Below are 17,138 nucleotides of genomic sequence, written 5' to 3'. Positions count from 1 at the left end.
AAAATGGATTACTGTTTTACAGGTATAAGGCCTTTTTCTTTTGCTAATAAAATCATATATTCAAATGCAGCATCATAATTGTTGGGAACGATGCCATCAAGTATTGCATCTTTGATCGCATTCTTGATATCACCAACTGGTTTAGAAGGGCTGATGCCGAATGTTTCCATAATAATTTCACCTGTGATCGGCGGTTGCCAGTTACGTACATGATCTTTTTCTTCCACTTCCTGGCAACGTTGGCGTACAGCACCGAAATTTTCAAGGTATTTTTTAACTTTCCATTTATTCTTTGATGTAATATCTGCTTCGCATAATAACATCAGCATATCAAAATCATCTCCTGCATCAAACAACAACCGGCGGATAGCCGAGTCAGTAATTTCTTCTTTTGTTAAACTGATAGGACGCAAATGCAACTCAACCAGTTTACGCACCAACCGCATTTTTTCATTCAGTGGCAATTTGAGTTTGGTAAAGATCTTTGGAACCATCCTCGCTCCTACTACTTCATGCCCATGAAACGTCCAGCCATGTCCTTCTTCAAATTTTTTTGTTGCAGGTTTGCCGATATCATGCAATATAGCAGCCCAGCGCAGCCAGAGATCATCCGTTTTTGTTGAAATATTATCAAGCACCTGCAGTGTATGATAAAAATTATCCTTATGCCCCATGCCATCTTTATACTCTGCACCTGCGAGATCAACCATCTGGTAAAAAATAATATGCAACAGGCCAGATTGATATAACAGATCAAAACCAACAGATGGTTTCTTGCTTAAAACAATTTTATTCAGTTCATCTGTGATCCTCTCCTGTGTAATGATCTTTATCCTTTCCACATTGTCTTTTATACCCTGCCATGTTTTTTCTTCGATCGTAAAACCGAGTTGTGATGCAAACCGGATTGCACGCATCATCCGCAGCGGGTCATCAATAAAAGTTTGCGCAGGATCTAATGGCGTACGGATGATCTTATTATTCAGATCATTTATTCCATCAAAGGGATCAACGAGTTTTCCATAATCATCCTTATTCAAACTTATTGCCAATGCATTAATGGTAAAGTCACGGCGAAGCTGGTCATCTTCCAATGTGCCGGGTTTTACTTCCGGGTTGCGGGAATGATAGGCATAACTTTCTTTACGGGCACCGACGAATTCAATATCGAAAGCCTCGGCCTCACCCCCAACCCCCTCTCCAAGGGGAGAGGGGGCTTTCGAAGAGTCACTATGTTTTGAGAAATCTAATTTGATATGAGCAGTGCCGTAGGTTTTAAAAAAGTTTACTTGCGGCATAGGATTAAAATGTTTCGCAACACGATTTGCCAGTTCAATTGCATCACCCACACAAACGATATCAGCATCTTTTGTTTGCCTTCCGATGATCTTATCTCTTACAAAACCACCTATTAAATAACATGGCAATCCCAGTTCCCCAGCGCTGTGAGCAATCTTTTTTAAAATGAATAATTCCCTTTCTGTACAGTTGATTTCCATAAAGCGACAAAGATAAATTAATGGCCACAGAGAACCACTGAGAAATAAAGAGAGCCGCAGAGATGCTCTGTGGTACTCCAAAAACTCTGTGGCCCTCTGTGGCCTAAAACAATTTTTGATAAACTCCCATTACTGCTGTTGCACATTTTTGTTGAGTAAAATTTTGTGCATGCTGCCAGCCTTTTTCTTTCATTGTGGCTGCTAATGATCTATCAGTAAAGATCCTTTTCATTCCTTCAGCAATTTCATCTGCATTGGCAGGATTCACATAATAAGCAGCATCACCTCCCGCTTCGGGCAAGCATGAAATATTGGAAGTAATTACAGGCAGGCGGCTACATAAAGCTTCAAGTACCGGTATTCCAAAACCTTCAAAGAAGGAAGGATAGATCATAGCAATTGCAGATTGATAGATAGCGGGAAAATCGGCTGCAGATTGAAATGATGATGAAGATTTCGCTGAGGCCGATTCTGAAAGAAAGATGATATCTCTTTCCAATCCGTTTTGTGAAATGTATTCTTTCACCTTTTGTTTATACTCTTTGCCATTACCGATAACTACCAACGGAATATTGAGATCATTCTTCAATTGAAATACTGCCTTGCAAATATTCAGCAGGTTCTTTCTTTCAATGATCGAACCGACATAGAGAAAGAATTGTTCAGGAAGATTGTAAAGCTTTTTTATTCTTGCTTTTTCTTCTTCACTTACTGTTTGTGAAAAAGCAGGATTACAACTCTGGTAGCAGACGGTTATCTTTTCTTCCGGTGTTTTATAAAAATCAATGATGTCTCGTTTTGTTTGCTCGCTGATAGCAATCACATGATCAGCATATTTGCAGGCATGGCGAAATTTTTTCCGGTAGATCTCCACATCTATCTTGCTGTACTGTTCAGGATGACGTTCATGCACCAGGTCGTGAATCGTAACAACGGATCTTATTTGTGTTTGATGAATATCCATTGGTATCTCATGACTGAGGCCGTGGTAAAGATCAATTTTTAATTTTTGCAGATCTTTTTTTACCCAGCTGCTGCGCCATGCAGATGAAAAAGTTTTATGCAAAAAAGAAGACGGTTGCACTTCCTGTATATTTTTTTCACCGAAAGAAAAAAGCGAGGAAGGTTTGGGATTGAATAAATAATATTGATGTTCAGGGTAATATTCCGCCAATGAATGGATCAGTGTGCGGCTATAATGCCCCAGCCCTGTTTGATTGTGATATGCCCGTTTTGCATCGAAACCAATATTCATGTTTGCAAATGTGCGGATAATTTGGTGAACGATGGTAGAGAATTAACTGGTTTTTAAAATACCCGTGTCGATTGTTTTTCGCTTCAGCCTTTTTGAGATGATGTAAACAAACAATGTCGCCGTAAAATACATGATCAGTGAATCGAGAGCTGCAGGAATAGACATGGTACTATTGTTTAATAAAGAAGGGCTCAGGGCAATAGTGATCGCCAATGCACCATTTCGGATACAGGCTCCCATACTTATTGCAATAGATTGTTGAATTGGAATTTTAATAAGCCGGGGAATAATGAAGCCTGCTATTATGGAGATAACATTAAAACACAATACAGCCATTCCGGTTTGTCGCCAGAACGATCCAATGTTTTCCCTTTCTTTAATTACCTGCATCAAAATGATCACAACAAGAAATACAATTGAAAATATTTTAACCGGCTTTTGCAATTTCGTGGCCAATGAATTATTTTTTTTAAGCAAGAACATGCCAATCGCAACAGGGAACAGGATGATCGCAAAAATTTGCAGCACTTCTGAAAACCGGAGAGGGATATACCTGCTTTCTTCCATAAAATACTGCATAGAAAGATTAACGATGATCGGCAATGTGAGAATGCAAAGCAGGCTTGCAACGGCTGTAAGGGTAATACTCAGCACAACATCCCCTTTGGCGAGAAGTGTAAAAAAATTGGAAGTGACACCACCCGGCGAAGCCGATATCAAAACTAATCCTACAGCTATTTCCGGGGTAAGGTTAAATATTATTGCAATACCAAAACAAACTGCCGGCAAGAAAAGCATTTGGCAAACCAAACCAAGAAGGACCGATTTGCGATAAACAAGTACCCGTGAAAAATCTGTAACTGACAGCGACAATCCCAACCCAAACATTATAATACCCAATGCGGTTTGCAGTAAAATGGTTAATAATGCTGATGACTCCATAATTATGTAGTTGATTTCGTTTCCAGGGGGAGTTCATAGCAACAGAGGGTAAAAGGATGGTATATCTAAAAATACTGAATTGGTATAACAATAACTTTTATTTTCGCATCAAATTTTAAAACCGAATGAAAGAATTGATCCTTGAAGCATGGGGTAACCGTGAGTTATTAAAAGATACAAAGTATACTGATGCCATAAGAGCTGTAATTGAAGAAGTAGATAAAGGAAGATTGCGGGTAGCGTACCCGTCAGCCCCTTCGGTTCCGACGGATGGGTGGCAAGTGAATGAATGGGTGAAGCAGGCAATACTGCTTTATTTCGGCATTCAGCAAATGCAGACCTGGGATGTAGCACCCTTTGAGTTTTATGATAAGATGTTGTTGAAGAAAAATTATAAAGAGCTAGGTGTTCGTGCCGTACCACATGCAGTAGCGAGATATGGAGCTTACCTGGCAAAGAATGTGGTGTTGATGCCATCGTATGTAAATATTGGTGCTTATGTAGATGAAGGCACAATGGTGGATACATGGGCAACTGTTGGTAGTTGTGCACAGATCGGTAAAGGCGTTCACTTAAGTGGCGGTGTTGGCATTGGCGGTGTGTTAGAGCCATTGCAAGCCTCACCAGTAATTGTTGAAGATGGTTGTTTTATCGGAAGCCGTTGTATCGTTGTGGAAGGTGTGATCGTTGAGAAAGAAGCTGTGCTGGGTGCGAATGTTGTATTAACTCAATCAACAAAAATTATAGACGTAAGTGGAAATGAACCTGTAGAAATGAAAGGTCGTGTACCTGCACGTAGCGTTGTCATTCCCGGTTCATATACTAAAAAATTTCCTGCCGGTGAATATGGTGTTGGTTGCGCATTGATCATTGGTAAACGCAAGCCAAGTACAGATCTGAAAACAAGTTTGAATGATGCGTTAAGAGATTTTAACGTGAGTGTTTGATTGAGATATTAGGATATTGTGATATTAGATGCTAGATAGCAGATCACAGTTTCACAAAAGCAAAAGCCTCTGCTTATTGACAAGAGGCTTTTGCTTTTGTATTAAATCATTTTTAAATTTTCACTCTGCACCTGTACTGTGTTTTCTGCTCGCAATGTGTTCTCTGTTGCTGGCAATTCGTTTGTTTTTTATTTGAAGATGGTTTTTTTGCAAATGAAATAGGCACTCCAAAATTCAGGCTCCAGGAAGAAGCACGGGAAGAAAATTTAGTTTCAACAGATTTACTTCCATCATGTGTTGTAAGTGTCGTGTTGCCGAGATTGCCAATTCCTTTTAAGTATTGAACATTTACCTGGAAGAGTTTGTTTTTTCCTTTCGCAAATTCAAAACCCATTCCACCAATGACCGCAGTATTCCAGTTGCCTGCATAATAGGTATAGACTGACTGAGTTGCTTCTGTTTTTACATCAAAATCATTTTCAACAGATGGAATATATGCCATACCTAACTGTGGTTGTAAACGCATCTGCATTGGTTGTTTAGATGATTTTTGTTTAGCTGAACTGGTATTTGATTTTCCGCAATGAGATGAGCTTCGTGAATAACTGCCGCATCCGTGTTTCATATTGCTTTCTCCTTTACTGCAACCAGTTTTACGTTGCTGGGCAGGTTTACTTTTATTCGAGTTTGATTTAAATAAAATCGGTTTTGTATTAAACTGGTAGCCTCCTTCAAGACGAACTTGTGTAGAAGAACGGGATGAGAAATTATTGGTGAGGCTTTGCTCAGGGTTTGTAAAACTAAAAGCAACTGCAGTATTGCTTGTTGAAATTCCGGCAAACACCCCATGTCCTCCTTTTTTGAACTTATAATCGAACCTGGCCCCTGCTTGCGGTGTAAACTGATTGGATAAGGGTGAGATAAAGTTTCCATCATTAATACTTACACAGGTCTGTGCATTTTCAAAACCAATACGTGGTGTGAAAGTAAGCTGGGATTGACCTACCTGAACAATCAATGCCAGGCATATGGCTAATACTGAATGTCTCATAATAAGAGGTTTTAGGTATCCTGAATCTACGACAGTAAGAAGCCGAAAAAAAATCTAATGTATGAATGGCAAAAATTGGTTATTGGGAAAAATCTAAAGGGTGTTCACGGGCAATAATTAACTGCCAAGTCTTATATTTGCCCCCCGCAATCAAAGCCCAGATGGCGAATCCCGATAGCTATCGGGAGGTAGACACCGGGAAGTTCTTATATGTTTGAAAAATTGCCCAGATGGCGAAATTGGTAGACGCACTGCCTTCAGGTGGCAGCGTCCGAAAGGATGTGCTGGTTCGAATCCAGTTCTGGGCACTTAAAAAGCAATCCAAGTCTGGGTTGCTTTTTTAATTCAGATAAACAGATTTTGACTGGTAAGATTCTTCAGGAGAATAGATAAAAAGACAAGTTCCTTCTTTTATAGTATTGATGATCTGGTTGCTTTCTTTAGGTGAAACAGCCGGGCAGCCCTGGCTTCTACCGATATAACCTTGTGAATGGATCAGCGATTCGTTTACATAATCAGCTCCATGAATAACTACAGCCCTTTTTTCTGCATTATCATTTATTCCTTTTTCTAAACCTTCAAGCTTTAATGATTTTCCGTGTTTTCCCGTGTACATATTTCCAGTTATATAAAAGCCCGGGCTACTTTTAAAAGAAGATTCGCTATTTGAAAATGACTTGGCAAATTCTTTCCCCGAATTCCGGCCGTGTGCTACATAAGTATTAAAAAGTATCTCAAAGTTTTTCAAATCAACTATATATAATCTTTTCGCAGAACTGGGCAGACTGAAATCAATGATTGAAACAATACTGTCATTTAAAAGGCGACCTTCTTCAATAATTTTTTCATACCCTTTTTCGGCCATTTCAAATACTTTTCTGTTTATTCCCGAAATATTAAGGTGTAAACTATCATAAACAGATATCACTGTGGGTTTTAGAGAAGCGAAATAGTTAGCAGAGTCAGCTGTTGCACTTAATAACTGCTTTGATCTTTTTTCTACTGTTTTGGCAAAAGCAAAGGGGAAAGAGAACAGGCCTATGACTAAAGAAGAAATAAATAAATAAAGACTTTTAACTTTTCTTTTTTGCATGCTGCTGATTTTAAATTTTACCAAGTATTAGACGCTTTACTAACGTCTAGCTTGCATGAATTGTATCTTAATTTCCTTTAATTGTCAAAAAAAATACTCAATATGAGATATTCTGAGAAGTATTTCCAACAAATAAAGTCATTGGCAAAACTTTATTAGATCATTGACAGAACTTCAATAAAATATTCAAGAAAGAAAAACTATGCGGTAGTGGGTTAAGGGAGAACAGTTTAAACATTATAATTATTTTCTTCCAAAATCATCCTGTAGTCTTATAATATCATTCTCATCACTTGGATTATTTGCATCTGTATGCTGCCAAATCTCTGCTACTATGCCCCAATCTTCTAATCCCATCAGCCGGTGGCGTTCGCCCTGCCGAAGGCGGATTATATAACCGGGTTCCAGAATATGTCTTACACTCTCAATATCTGTGTCACTTGTCATTACGCCAACCGGGCCTTCTATACAACTCCATATTTCAGCCCTGCGGTTATGATATTGCCAGCTTAGTTTCTTACCCGGCGCCACCATCAGGATTTTGGGACTGAGTTTATTTGTGATCGTTAAGGACTGAAAATCCACATCATTAAAAAAATGTGCTGCAAAATCCTGTGCTTGTGATTCATCTATCACAATAAAGCCACCCCATGGACGATCATAATCTCTATCAATGATCGTAAATCCTAATTGCTGCAGATGCTCTTCGATCTGTGAAAATATTTTTGATTTATCATTCATAATTTTTGCTCTATTCTTTTACCAATTTTTTTTCTAATTCTTCAAGCGATACCCCTTTTGTTTCCGGCACTTTTGTCAATACCCAAATTAATTGCAATAACATCATAAATGCAAGAAACGCAAAAATACGCCATGGATTATCTTTATAGATACCTGTTTGTTTATCCAGGAAAACCGGTGTAATAAGTGTTATGATAGCTGCAAATATCCAGTGTATACTGGCACCGAATGATTGTCCCTTTCCTCTTATTTTATTAGGAAAAATTTCAGAAATAAAAACCCAGATAACTGCGCCCTGCCCAACAGCATGTGAAGCAATAAATAATAAAAGGAAAAAGAGTAGAAACTCAGGATTTGTTCCTGTTTTAAAAGCATAAGCAACCAACGCAAGACTTATGATATAACCAATTGAGCCAATAATAAGCAATGTCTTTCTTCCCAACCTGTCAATCAGGTAAAGTCCAACAAAAGTAAAGAGAAGGTTGGTGCCTCCGATATAGATTGAATTTTTTAAAGAATCAATTGAAGCTAGTCCTGCCCTTTCTAAAATTTCCGGTGCATAGTATAAAATAAAATTGATACCAGACCATTGATTAAAAAATGCGACCATAAAAGCCAGCCAGATAATAACATTGTATTTACGGTTGAAAAATCCTGAACCTCCTCCTGCAGCTGATTCATGTTGAATGCTTGTCTTAATATTTTGTATTACTTCATCGGCATTTAAAACACCCAATCGCTGAAAAATTTTCTTTGCACCGGCATCATCTGATCTTTTAGATAATATCCAGCGTGGACTTTCAGGAATACTTATTATGAGTAATGTGTAGAGTATTGAAGGAATAGCCATCACACCGAGCATCCATCGCCAGTCATTGACACCACCCATTCCTTTCAGAAAAAAGTTAGAAAGATAGGCTATCAATATTCCGAACACTATATTGAATTGGTACATTGCTACCAGGCGACCTCTTGTTTTCGGTGTGGAAATTTCAGAAATATAAGCTGGCGCCGCAACAGATGATACACCAATGCCCAGACCGCCGATAAAGCGAAAGAATGAAAAACTATAAGGATCGGGTGCAAAGGCAGAACCCAATGCAGATATGCTGAAAAATATCCCAACCCAAAAGAGTACTTTTTTTCTTCCATACTTATCGGTAGGCTTCCCGCCAAATATGGCACCTACCACCGTTCCCCACAATGCCATCGACATAATAATGAACCCATGAAACCAGGGAGAAATTTCAGTTGTATGCCAGAGTTCTTTAATGGGTTGATTGGCTCCGGATATAACAACAGTATCAAATCCGAAAATAAAACCTGCAAGGGCAGCGATCATTGAAATACCAAAAAGATTACCTGAACCTTTAACCGATACATTGGAAGCAAAATCGTTTGATTGTATTTGCATATGGCGTATTTGAATTCGTTAATTCTGATCGATAAAACTATTTGTCCGGGAACTTTTACAATTTGTCTTACCACAAGTTTATTAATGGAAGATACCTAATCAGTACTGTTTAACAATTATTGGAGGAATAAAATTTATGCCCGAAACCGTTTCAGGAAATTATTTCTGTACCATTTTCAATAGATGCTACATAATAAGTAAGAGGTAGCTTCATTTCCTTTTCATATGCCAGCTTAATTTCAGCTACCAATTTTTCTATCATATCTTCTTTTACGAGGTTGATAGTACAGCCACCAAAACCGCCACCCATCATTCTTGCACCCAGTACTGCATCATTATCTCTTACACAATCAACAAGCCAGTCAAGTTCTTTACAACTGACTGCATACATTTTACTGAGGCCATCATGTGTAGCAAACATTTTTTTTCCCAGTAATTTAATATCCCCTTGTCGAAGATCATTACACCCTGTTTCCAGTCTTTGTATTTCCTGGACAATAAACCGGCTTCGCATGTCGATCAGTTTATCTTTTGGTAAAACATATTTGTCAAGCATCGCTTCAGTTACATCCCTCAATGAGTTTACCTGTGGTTCATGTTCCTTTATCCATGCCACTGCCTGCCTGCATTCATTACGACGGGTATTATATTCAGAAGAAGCAAGTGAGTGTTTTACATTCGTATTTAAAAGAAGTATTTTGATCCCATCCAGTTTAAAAGGAACATACTCATATTCCAATGAACGGCAATCTAGTTTTATTACATGTTCTTTTTTCCCCATCATAGATGCAAACTGGTCCATGATCCCGCATAATACACCAGCATATTCATGTTCTGCTTTTTGTGCCATCTTCACCATATTCACTCTATGAATTCCTGTTTGAAGCAAATGATCCAAAGCAAATACTGTAGCACACTCAACAGCTGCAGATGATGAAAGTCCTGCGCCTATTGGCACGTCGCTGGTGAGCATTGCATTGAATCCTTTTGGCACAATCCTCTTTTCTACAAACTGCGCCACAGCACCCAGTATATAATTCGGCCAACTGATATCACCTATTGGTTTCAATTCATCTATTTGAATGGAAAAAGTCTCATTCAGATCTTTTGCAAAAAGATGTATTTCGTTATCGTCACGCAATGATACTGCGAGGTAAACAGCTTTGTCGATTGCAGCCGGTAAAACAAATCCATTGTTGTAATCAGTATGTTCACCAATTATATTCACTCTGCCCGGTGAACGAACTATCAGTGGAGATGCTGAATCAGGAAATTTTTCTTTAAAATCTGTAAGAATGGTTTCTATTGATATCATTCTATTAAAATTAATTCTTTATCCCAGGTTTCCATTCAATTACCTGTATCATTTGTGGTTGCAGGCCTGATATGCCTTCTGCATCGGTTTGTTCCGTTTTCTGAACAAATAAGTTGAGTATCTTTTTCTTCTTCCACAACTCAGTATCGTAAGTCGGCTCCCATGAACCAACCGATGTTGATGTTAAGTCAAATATTTTCCAATTCTTACTACTGTTCACATTATCATTTATCGCAACTGAAACTTTGTTGTTTCTTTCTTCATCTTTAAAAATTAAACCGACACATGTCCTTTTATTTTCATTCCATACAATTACATGCGGCCGGGAAATTGGAATTCGTTTTGTACCTCCGCCACTTAAGCTAAATGGAGTTTTTCTAAAATCCAGGCTCTGCATATTCCACTTGTTGTTATTATTAAATAGAATATGATACTGCGGAATTGCGGAGTCCTCTTCTCTCCAGTAACTTGCGATATACGGATTACCGTTAGCGTCTGTACACATCGAAGTTTGATTGATCAACTCAGTTTTCTGTGGAATTTTCCAAACATACTCTGCGGTTGCTGCTGTTATAGGTAACGAATATTTTTCACTGGTAGATCTTTCCCATGTCACACCTCCATCCGTTGAGCGGGCATAGCACATATCATGATTACTGCTTACATCTGAACTTTCCCTCCAAACCCATGAAATATGAATGATACCTTTATTATCAACACATGCCTGCCAATAAGCATTTCTTTTATTTTCTCCATCAATCAAATTACTATGAAGCTGCCTCCATTGCTTTGATTTGATACTATACTTATTAATAACAAGATTACCCTTACCGGACGCTCCATCCCTGTAGAGGAATAACAGATCGCCATCGGGCATTTTATAAAACTCTGGATATGTAACACTGGTTTCAAACAAACTTGTCATTTGAATTTTATCAGACATCTCCAATGATAAAGGCTGCTTGCTAATTGAATAGTTGAGTGGATTAGTATGATGATTCCAGGCCATATGCAGGTAACCTGCACCATCAATCATAATGCTGATATCATTGTGAGCATCTTTAATATTGCCTTTATGATTTGTTTTAATTAATTCCCAGTTCTTATTTCCTGATTTTCGTTTACCCAAGATCACATCCCCATCTTTGTTATAAAAACCTATGAATTGAAAATCGCCATAGGTGACTAGCGAGTTTTTTCTGAATACAACTGTGTTGATTGAATTTCCAGCCCATCCGCTGTCAACATTTGTAACTGTAACATTTTTTAAAATATTTTTCTGTGCAGAAGCATTGTCAGTTAAAATAACTATGGAAAAAAGAAATGCTGCCGCTTTAGTCCTCATAAATGCTCTTTAATTAATTTCAGCATTATAATAGTTATATGTTTTTCTAAATCCAGCACCTTTGTCTTTTACCCACCAGTATAAATTATTACTATTATGGCCACTCTAATAAATCTTGAAACTAATTTATAATGAATGATGAGGCTTTGTATCTGTGTGGCCCAGGCTTTTACCCGGTGCAACTGCATCCCGAACTAACTGCTTAAGTTCTTTTATTTCAGGGAAGCCGCCATATTCTCTCCGGTTAAAAATTTTTTTGCCATCAATGCTGATGTGAAAATCACCATTCACTAAACCGGGTTTAAGTGAAACAGCATCTAACTCATTTTCGAATGTAGTTAAAAACTCCTGCGCCATATATGCTGCACGCAATAACCAATGGCATTTGGGACAGTATTCGATAGTGATAGTTGGTTTCATAATTATCAATTGAATTTAAAATTTAACTCTTATTAATTCGAATAACATGTGAAATCATCTCGCCATCCAGCCGCCATCAACAAACAATACTGTTCCGTTTACATAATCAGATGCGGATGATGCAAGAAATACAACCGGGCCTTTAAAATCATCCGGCAAACCCCAGCGACCTACGGGTATCCTGCCAAGGATTGATTGACTTCTTTCAGGATCTTCACGCAAAGCCTGTGTATTATTAGTAGCAATATAACCCGGAGCAATACCATTTACACAAACACCTTTACTGCCCCACTCATTACCAAATGCTCTTACTAATCCTGCAACAGCTGATTTACTCGCTGTATATCCCGGCACATTGATGCCACCCTGGAAACTTAACAACGAACAAGTAAAAATAATTTTGCCGCCGCCATTTGTTATCATATGACTACCAAACTCACGACCTAAAATGAATTGTGCGTTGAGATTGATGTCAATTACTTTATCCCAATATTCATCCGGATGTTCAGCAGCAGGTTTACGCATAATGATACCTGCATTGTTTACGAGTATATCAATTTTCTTATTATCAGCTTTTACTTTATTGATAAATGCATACAATGCTTCACGATCCGAGATATCAACTTTATGATAAGTAAATTTTCTGCCCGTTGATTCAACTGCATTTTTTACTGCTGAATAATCATCAACAATTGATGCTCCTACAATGTCAGCACCAGCTTCCGCCAAAGCGGTAGCCATACCCATACCCAACCCTGTATCGCAGCCTGTAACAACTGCTGTCTTGCCTGATAGATCAAAAAGTTTCAATGTTTCCATTACCTGTGTTGTTTATTTAATAAAGAGTATTGACTTGTCATGGTTTTTCATGAAAAACCAATAATTGACCGGAATTCCCGAAAATACAAAACATCATCATTCAACCATTCTGCACCTTCATTTATATTCATGTCTTCCGGACCGGAGGAGTGCACAACAAGCCTTTTCTGGTTTTGATTATATGGTAGGGGAAAATAAGAACGATCATTGGTTATTAAAGCCATGTCAGAATATTTTTTCGTCATTATCCAGCAACCGGGAAACATCTCCGCTGTCAAATACATCAGACCTTGCAGCTAATACCTGTCTCAGCAGATCGTTGATAGTTATTACACCGGCAAATTGTTTATCATCAAATGCCAGCAGGTAACGGGTTTTATGATCATCAATCAGGTGAAAACATTTTTCGACTGTATCATTTACACTTACCATAGGCACATCCACACTCATAATGTCTTTCACTTTTGTATCCGAGCTATGTCTTCCTTTTAAAATTACCTTGCGGCTGTAATCCCTCTCACTTATAATGCCTTTATACTCCTCATTATCCATTACCACCAGGTAACTGAGATTAACTGAATTGAGCATTTGCAAGGCCTTATAAACTGTTTCTTCCTGCGAAATGATATTTAAGGATTTTGTTTTACTGTTAAGTATATCACGAACCGTACGCATAGTTTTGATTTTTTTAAAAGTACAATAATTTTGACTCTGCAATACTGAACAGATATAAAATTTATTTTGTAATTCAACACCACGGGGAGAAAAAGAACAATGACAGGGAAATCATTCCCCGTATATTTTTAAATTTTACTTGTGTATTCCTTGCTATCCCCGGATTTAATTCAATTATTCGTTTGGTATGCTTATTGGATAATTCCTTCTCAAGTTATAATTCAGGAGTAAACAATGATCGCTGTTTAAAAAAAAGAGAGCCGACCGGGGAAAGCTTTACTTGATTTTGAAAACGAAGACATAACAGGCTATTATAAATGAAGAGACCTGTTATCAATTGAACATACTGCATATGACGAAGTAAATGCATTGGGAGAATTGGCAGCTTCAAAATATCTACGACAGTGGGAAAAAGCAGGAAAAAATTTCCCCACTGTTCAGCTACGGAGAGTTATCCATATCCAAAACCATATTCAATGAAAAACAAAATTAAAATCGATACCCTCATGAAAAAGAAAAATTATTTTTTTTATCCGTTAATTTAAAATTATGAAAACAGTTTTACGTACTCTTCTTTTTAGCAGTGTTCTTTTATTGAGCACAAAAATTACAAAGGCACAATGCACAGTTTCGAATATCGTAGTTCAAAATGTAAGGGGGATTGCCTCAACACCCACCAGCTGTACTGCCAAATTTGATGTTACCTTTAATATTGAAAACAACAATGGAAATAAATTTATTTTTATTCATGTCTGGTTGCAGAATGATTATCCGAATTATTTCCACTGTGTGAATGGACAGTCTACAATTAATGGCTCTATACGGGCTCCGGAAGCTGCTGATCTTGGGAATTCATTTAATATAGGCTTAAATAATGAAGACACAGCTATAACGGCAATGACAACCTATCCCCCTGATGCATCAGTTCCATTGGCTTCAATGGATTCGTTAAAGAGGGTTTTATTACCGGACGGATCTGCCAATATCACTTTGTATGGTGTTTTGATCACTACACCCTTTGCTTGTAATACGCCTATGGTAATCGTAGCCGACCTATGGTCAAGCCAGGCAAGCAATGCGCAGAGGGCACATTGTGTTGATTGCGGAATAAGATACTCTTCGGGTTTTTTGACTGCAACTGGTTTTGCTAATTGCTCCACTCTCAGATTTGGAGGTACTCTTTCAAATCTCACCGGCAATATTCTGGATGGATACTACAGGATATTTGCTGATGTAAACCGTGATGGATATTTTACACCTCTTATCGATACTTTATTGCGAGGCAATACTTTATTTTCGATATTAGCTGGTGGAAATATAAGTTTCACTGGTGATATACTCAGGGCAAATATTAATCAGGATATATTTATTATAGTTACACAAACGACAGGTGATGGAGCCGGTGCTTCAAGAGTTTTTCGGCTTCCTAGCAGCTTTTGTAGTGTCCTTATCCTACCTGTAAGTTTCAGTTCATTTACCACAACCCGTACAAGCAGAAGCAATGTACTGCTGAAGTGGGAAACTGCGACTGAAGCAAGCAACACAGGCTTCTCCATCCAAAGGAATATGGGAAATAATAAATGGGAAACTGTTGCTTTTGTTAATAGCCTTGCACAGGACGGCAATAGCAGCTCGACTCTTAGCTATACTTTTAATGACTTAAACTCAAGCGCTGGTATTACACAGTACAGGCTTGAACAAGTAAACATTGATGGAAAAACAAAACTAAGTGAAATAAGGGCAGTGCGTGGCTTTGCACAAAAAGAGAAAACTATTGTCTTCCCTAACCCAAGTACTGATGGTCGTGTAAGTATTTTATTTGAAAACAAAGAACAGACCCGGGATATTATTCTTACAGATATAAATGGTAAGGTTATTAAGCAATGGAAAGGATTTAACAATAATATTCTAAAAATAGAAAACCTGGTTACGGGTATGTATACGATCAGGATCATTACGCCTCAGACCGGGAATCAAACAGTAGAAAAGATAATCGTTTCACAATATTAAAAAATGACTAAACAAGATATTAATCCATAACAAGAGGATTAATCGATCCGTACAGGTTGTTCTTGTTATTCAAAGCGGGAAAAAGCATGTTCATTTAACTAATGAATGTGCTTTTTTATTAAACAGTTATATCATTTACGCATCACAGTGTAACTAGCCAGGAAAGTTTCCGGCGATGTTTTATCCTTTCCTTAACGTACCGGGTAAAATTCATTTCTCATCGTTTCGTTTCAACTAAATACAAATACTGCTTTCTATAAGGTCAGCTCTACACAAATCATTTATTTATGAACGAAACCAGCAATACCGATAACTATCGGGAGAATGGCCTCTACTCGTATGACTCATTTGGTGTAAGCAAAAAACCTTCTGATTCAAATTTTCTTTGGTGGTGTGCCGGTGCACATCAAAAATTATTAAAGCAATATCCTTCCGAACATAGTAAATACTCAGGGCTAGGTGGCGTATTGCTTGCAACATTTGTACTGGCTACTTTATCGGGCGGCTATGCTGTCCATTCAGTTTTTAATAATTGGTTATGGACGATCGGTTTTGCACTTATCTGGGGCTTGATCATTTTCAACTTCGACCGTTTTCTTGTTTCTACCATGCGGAAGTACGGAGTAAGCCGCAGCAAACAGATCTGGATGGCGGTGCCTCGTCTTTTACTTGCATTACTCATCGGGTTGGTAATAGCACGGCCACTGGAGCTAAAGATTTTTGAAAAAGAAATAAATGTGAAGATGACAGAGAACCTGCACAAAAAAATTCAGCTCAATGATAGTTTGCTTGCAATGGAATACAAAGCCCAGATACAAACAGCCGAAACAGAACGACAACGAGCTGTAAACAGGAAACTGGGGATTGAAGATACACTGCACAACCTGCAGCAGGCTTATGTGCATGAAGCCGATGGTACCGGCGGAAGCGGTCAGCGTGGAATAGAAAATATAACACGGTTAAAAATGGACGCGTATAACCTGGCAAAGGTTCAGTATGCGCCGGAAATAAAATTGCTGGGCGAAACAATTGCATCGCAGGACAGCATTATGAACACAGCAAAATCAGGAATGGAAGAAAAAAGAAAACAGTATGAAATCGCTGCTGCTGCCAATATGGGTTTTCTTGAAAAGAATAAAGCATTATCTGATCTGTCACAACAGGAAGCAAGCGTATTTTGGGCTACGCTACTCATTTCGCTACTGATAATATTAATAGAGATCGGGCCAGTGCTTTCAAAACTCATAATGCCTGTTGGCCCTTATGACATTGCTCTTGCAAAAGAAGAACTAATACAGATGGCTACGAGTGAGTCGGAGATCAGGAATGATAAAGAAGTTCGCTATGAAAAAAGAAGGGTGTACAGGCAAAAACAAAAAGAAATGTCGGATCAACTTGCGGAGCAATTGACATCACTGCAAAAGAAAAATATTGATAAAGAACTGGACAAATGGGAACGGGGCGAATGGGAACCACAAGATCACCGGGCAAGCATGGATGAAGTAATGAGAAAAATAAAACAACAGTATCACTTCAAAGAAGACGATATGCTGTAACCATTAAAACACTATTCGTTAGCGAGGCATTTAAGTTTAAATGCCTCGTTTTTTTA

The 17,138-nt window shown here is 38.1% G+C and carries 15 protein-coding genes and 1 tRNA gene; 4 read left to right on the top strand and 12 right to left on the bottom strand.

Features of this window, described 5'->3' with window-relative positions:
- Positions 1–8: 8 nt before the first annotated feature.
- The 3 genes from E6H07_12110 to E6H07_12100 form a co-directional block, all read right to left on the bottom strand.
- Complete coding sequence (locus tag E6H07_12110; GenBank protein TMI63519.1) at positions 9–1,499, bottom strand: HD domain-containing protein; 1,491 nt, start codon at positions 1,497–1,499, stop codon at positions 9–11.
- 103 nt (positions 1,500–1,602) lie between these two features.
- Positions 1,603–2,754, bottom strand: a complete 1,152-nt coding sequence (locus tag E6H07_12105; protein TMI63518.1) for a glycosyltransferase family 4 protein — start codon at positions 2,752–2,754, stop codon at positions 1,603–1,605.
- Positions 2,755–2,796: 42 nt separating this feature from the next.
- On the bottom strand, positions 2,797–3,696 hold the full coding sequence (locus tag E6H07_12100) for a bile acid:sodium symporter family protein (GenBank protein ID TMI63517.1): 900 nt from the start codon (positions 3,694–3,696) through the stop codon (positions 2,797–2,799).
- A gap of 125 nt (positions 3,697–3,821) precedes the next feature.
- Between E6H07_12100 and E6H07_12095 the strand changes: the two genes are divergently transcribed.
- Positions 3,822–4,643 carry a 2,3,4,5-tetrahydropyridine-2,6-dicarboxylate N-succinyltransferase gene (locus E6H07_12095; protein TMI63516.1) on the top strand — a complete coding sequence of 274 codons (822 nt, stop codon included), beginning with the start codon at positions 3,822–3,824 and terminating at the stop codon, positions 4,641–4,643.
- 112 nt (positions 4,644–4,755) lie between these two features.
- On the opposite strand, the gene E6H07_12090 is transcribed toward E6H07_12095, so the two are convergent.
- Positions 4,756–5,694 (bottom strand): hypothetical protein, encoded by a 939-nt coding sequence (locus tag E6H07_12090; GenBank protein TMI63515.1) that lies wholly within the window; start codon positions 5,692–5,694, stop codon positions 4,756–4,758.
- A gap of 224 nt (positions 5,695–5,918) precedes the next feature.
- On the opposite strand from E6H07_12090, the gene E6H07_12085 reads away from it, so the two are divergent.
- Positions 5,919–6,002, top strand: a tRNA-Leu gene (locus E6H07_12085).
- A gap of 32 nt (positions 6,003–6,034) precedes the next feature.
- Here E6H07_12085 and E6H07_12080 read toward each other — a convergent pair.
- The 8 genes from E6H07_12080 to E6H07_12045 all read right to left on the bottom strand — a co-directional run bounded on the left by E6H07_12080 (position 6,035) and on the right by E6H07_12045 (position 13,516).
- Positions 6,035–6,787 (bottom strand): murein L,D-transpeptidase catalytic domain family protein, encoded by a 753-nt coding sequence (locus E6H07_12080; protein TMI63514.1) that lies wholly within the window; start codon positions 6,785–6,787, stop codon positions 6,035–6,037.
- A 243-nt stretch (positions 6,788–7,030) separates the two neighbouring features.
- Positions 7,031–7,528, bottom strand: coding sequence for a phosphoheptose isomerase (locus E6H07_12075; GenBank protein TMI63513.1), 498 nt, complete (start codon positions 7,526–7,528; stop codon positions 7,031–7,033).
- Between the two features lie 10 nt (positions 7,529–7,538).
- Positions 7,539–8,942 (bottom strand): sugar porter family MFS transporter, encoded by a 1,404-nt coding sequence (locus tag E6H07_12070; GenBank protein TMI63512.1) that lies wholly within the window; start codon positions 8,940–8,942, stop codon positions 7,539–7,541.
- A 151-nt stretch (positions 8,943–9,093) separates the two neighbouring features.
- Positions 9,094–10,257, bottom strand: coding sequence for a galactokinase (gene galK / locus E6H07_12065; GenBank protein TMI63511.1), 1,164 nt, complete (start codon positions 10,255–10,257; stop codon positions 9,094–9,096).
- Between the two features lie 10 nt (positions 10,258–10,267).
- On the bottom strand, positions 10,268–11,602 hold the full coding sequence (locus tag E6H07_12060; GenBank protein ID TMI63510.1) for a neuraminidase: 1,335 nt from the start codon (positions 11,600–11,602) through the stop codon (positions 10,268–10,270).
- A gap of 126 nt (positions 11,603–11,728) precedes the next feature.
- A complete protein-coding gene (locus tag E6H07_12055) occupies positions 11,729–12,022 on the bottom strand; it encodes a SelT/SelW/SelH family protein (protein TMI63509.1) in 294 nt (97 codons plus the stop codon).
- Between the two features lie 54 nt (positions 12,023–12,076).
- A complete protein-coding gene (gene kduD / locus E6H07_12050; protein ID TMI63508.1) occupies positions 12,077–12,841 on the bottom strand; it encodes a 2-dehydro-3-deoxy-D-gluconate 5-dehydrogenase KduD in 765 nt (254 codons plus the stop codon).
- A 225-nt stretch (positions 12,842–13,066) separates the two neighbouring features.
- Complete coding sequence (locus tag E6H07_12045) at positions 13,067–13,516, bottom strand: CBS domain-containing protein (protein ID TMI63507.1); 450 nt, start codon at positions 13,514–13,516, stop codon at positions 13,067–13,069.
- Positions 13,517–14,065: 549 nt separating this feature from the next.
- Between E6H07_12045 and E6H07_12040 the strand changes: the two genes are divergently transcribed.
- Complete coding sequence (locus E6H07_12040) at positions 14,066–15,526, top strand: T9SS type A sorting domain-containing protein (protein ID TMI63506.1); 1,461 nt, start codon at positions 14,066–14,068, stop codon at positions 15,524–15,526.
- 287 nt (positions 15,527–15,813) lie between these two features.
- On the top strand, positions 15,814–17,082 hold the full coding sequence (locus E6H07_12035) for a DUF4407 domain-containing protein (GenBank protein ID TMI63505.1): 1,269 nt from the start codon (positions 15,814–15,816) through the stop codon (positions 17,080–17,082).
- Positions 17,083–17,138: the final 56 nt, after the last annotated feature.

It is taken from the genome of Bacteroidota bacterium (assembly GCA_005882315.1).
Taxonomy (GTDB): domain Bacteria; phylum Bacteroidota; class Bacteroidia; order Chitinophagales; family Chitinophagaceae; genus VBAR01.
This window is presented reverse-complemented; position numbering and strand designations above follow the sequence as displayed.

Coding starts and splice junctions, on each gene's coding strand:
- E6H07_12110 (TMI63519.1), bottom strand. CDS start 1,499: ATGGAAATCAACTGTACAGAAAGGGAATTATTCATTTTAAAAAAGATT.
- E6H07_12105 (TMI63518.1), bottom strand. CDS start 2,754: ATGAATATTGGTTTCGATGCAAAACGGGCATATCACAATCAAACAGGG.
- E6H07_12100 (TMI63517.1), bottom strand. CDS start 3,696: ATGGAGTCATCAGCATTATTAACCATTTTACTGCAAACCGCATTGGGT.
- E6H07_12095 (TMI63516.1), top strand. CDS start 3,822: ATGAAAGAATTGATCCTTGAAGCATGGGGTAACCGTGAGTTATTAAAA.
- E6H07_12090 (TMI63515.1), bottom strand. CDS start 5,694: ATGAGACATTCAGTATTAGCCATATGCCTGGCATTGATTGTTCAGGTA.
- E6H07_12080 (TMI63514.1), bottom strand. CDS start 6,787: ATGCAAAAAAGAAAAGTTAAAAGTCTTTATTTATTTATTTCTTCTTTA.
- E6H07_12075 (TMI63513.1), bottom strand. CDS start 7,528: ATGAATGATAAATCAAAAATATTTTCACAGATCGAAGAGCATCTGCAG.
- E6H07_12070 (TMI63512.1), bottom strand. CDS start 8,942: ATGCAAATACAATCAAACGATTTTGCTTCCAATGTATCGGTTAAAGGT.
- galK (TMI63511.1), bottom strand. CDS start 10,257: ATGATATCAATAGAAACCATTCTTACAGATTTTAAAGAAAAATTTCCT.
- E6H07_12060 (TMI63510.1), bottom strand. CDS start 11,602: ATGAGGACTAAAGCGGCAGCATTTCTTTTTTCCATAGTTATTTTAACT.
- E6H07_12055 (TMI63509.1), bottom strand. CDS start 12,022: ATGAAACCAACTATCACTATCGAATACTGTCCCAAATGCCATTGGTTA.
- kduD (TMI63508.1), bottom strand. CDS start 12,841: ATGGAAACATTGAAACTTTTTGATCTATCAGGCAAGACAGCAGTTGTT.
- E6H07_12045 (TMI63507.1), bottom strand. CDS start 13,516: ATGCGTACGGTTCGTGATATACTTAACAGTAAAACAAAATCCTTAAAT.
- E6H07_12040 (TMI63506.1), top strand. CDS start 14,066: ATGAAAACAGTTTTACGTACTCTTCTTTTTAGCAGTGTTCTTTTATTG.
- E6H07_12035 (TMI63505.1), top strand. CDS start 15,814: ATGAACGAAACCAGCAATACCGATAACTATCGGGAGAATGGCCTCTAC.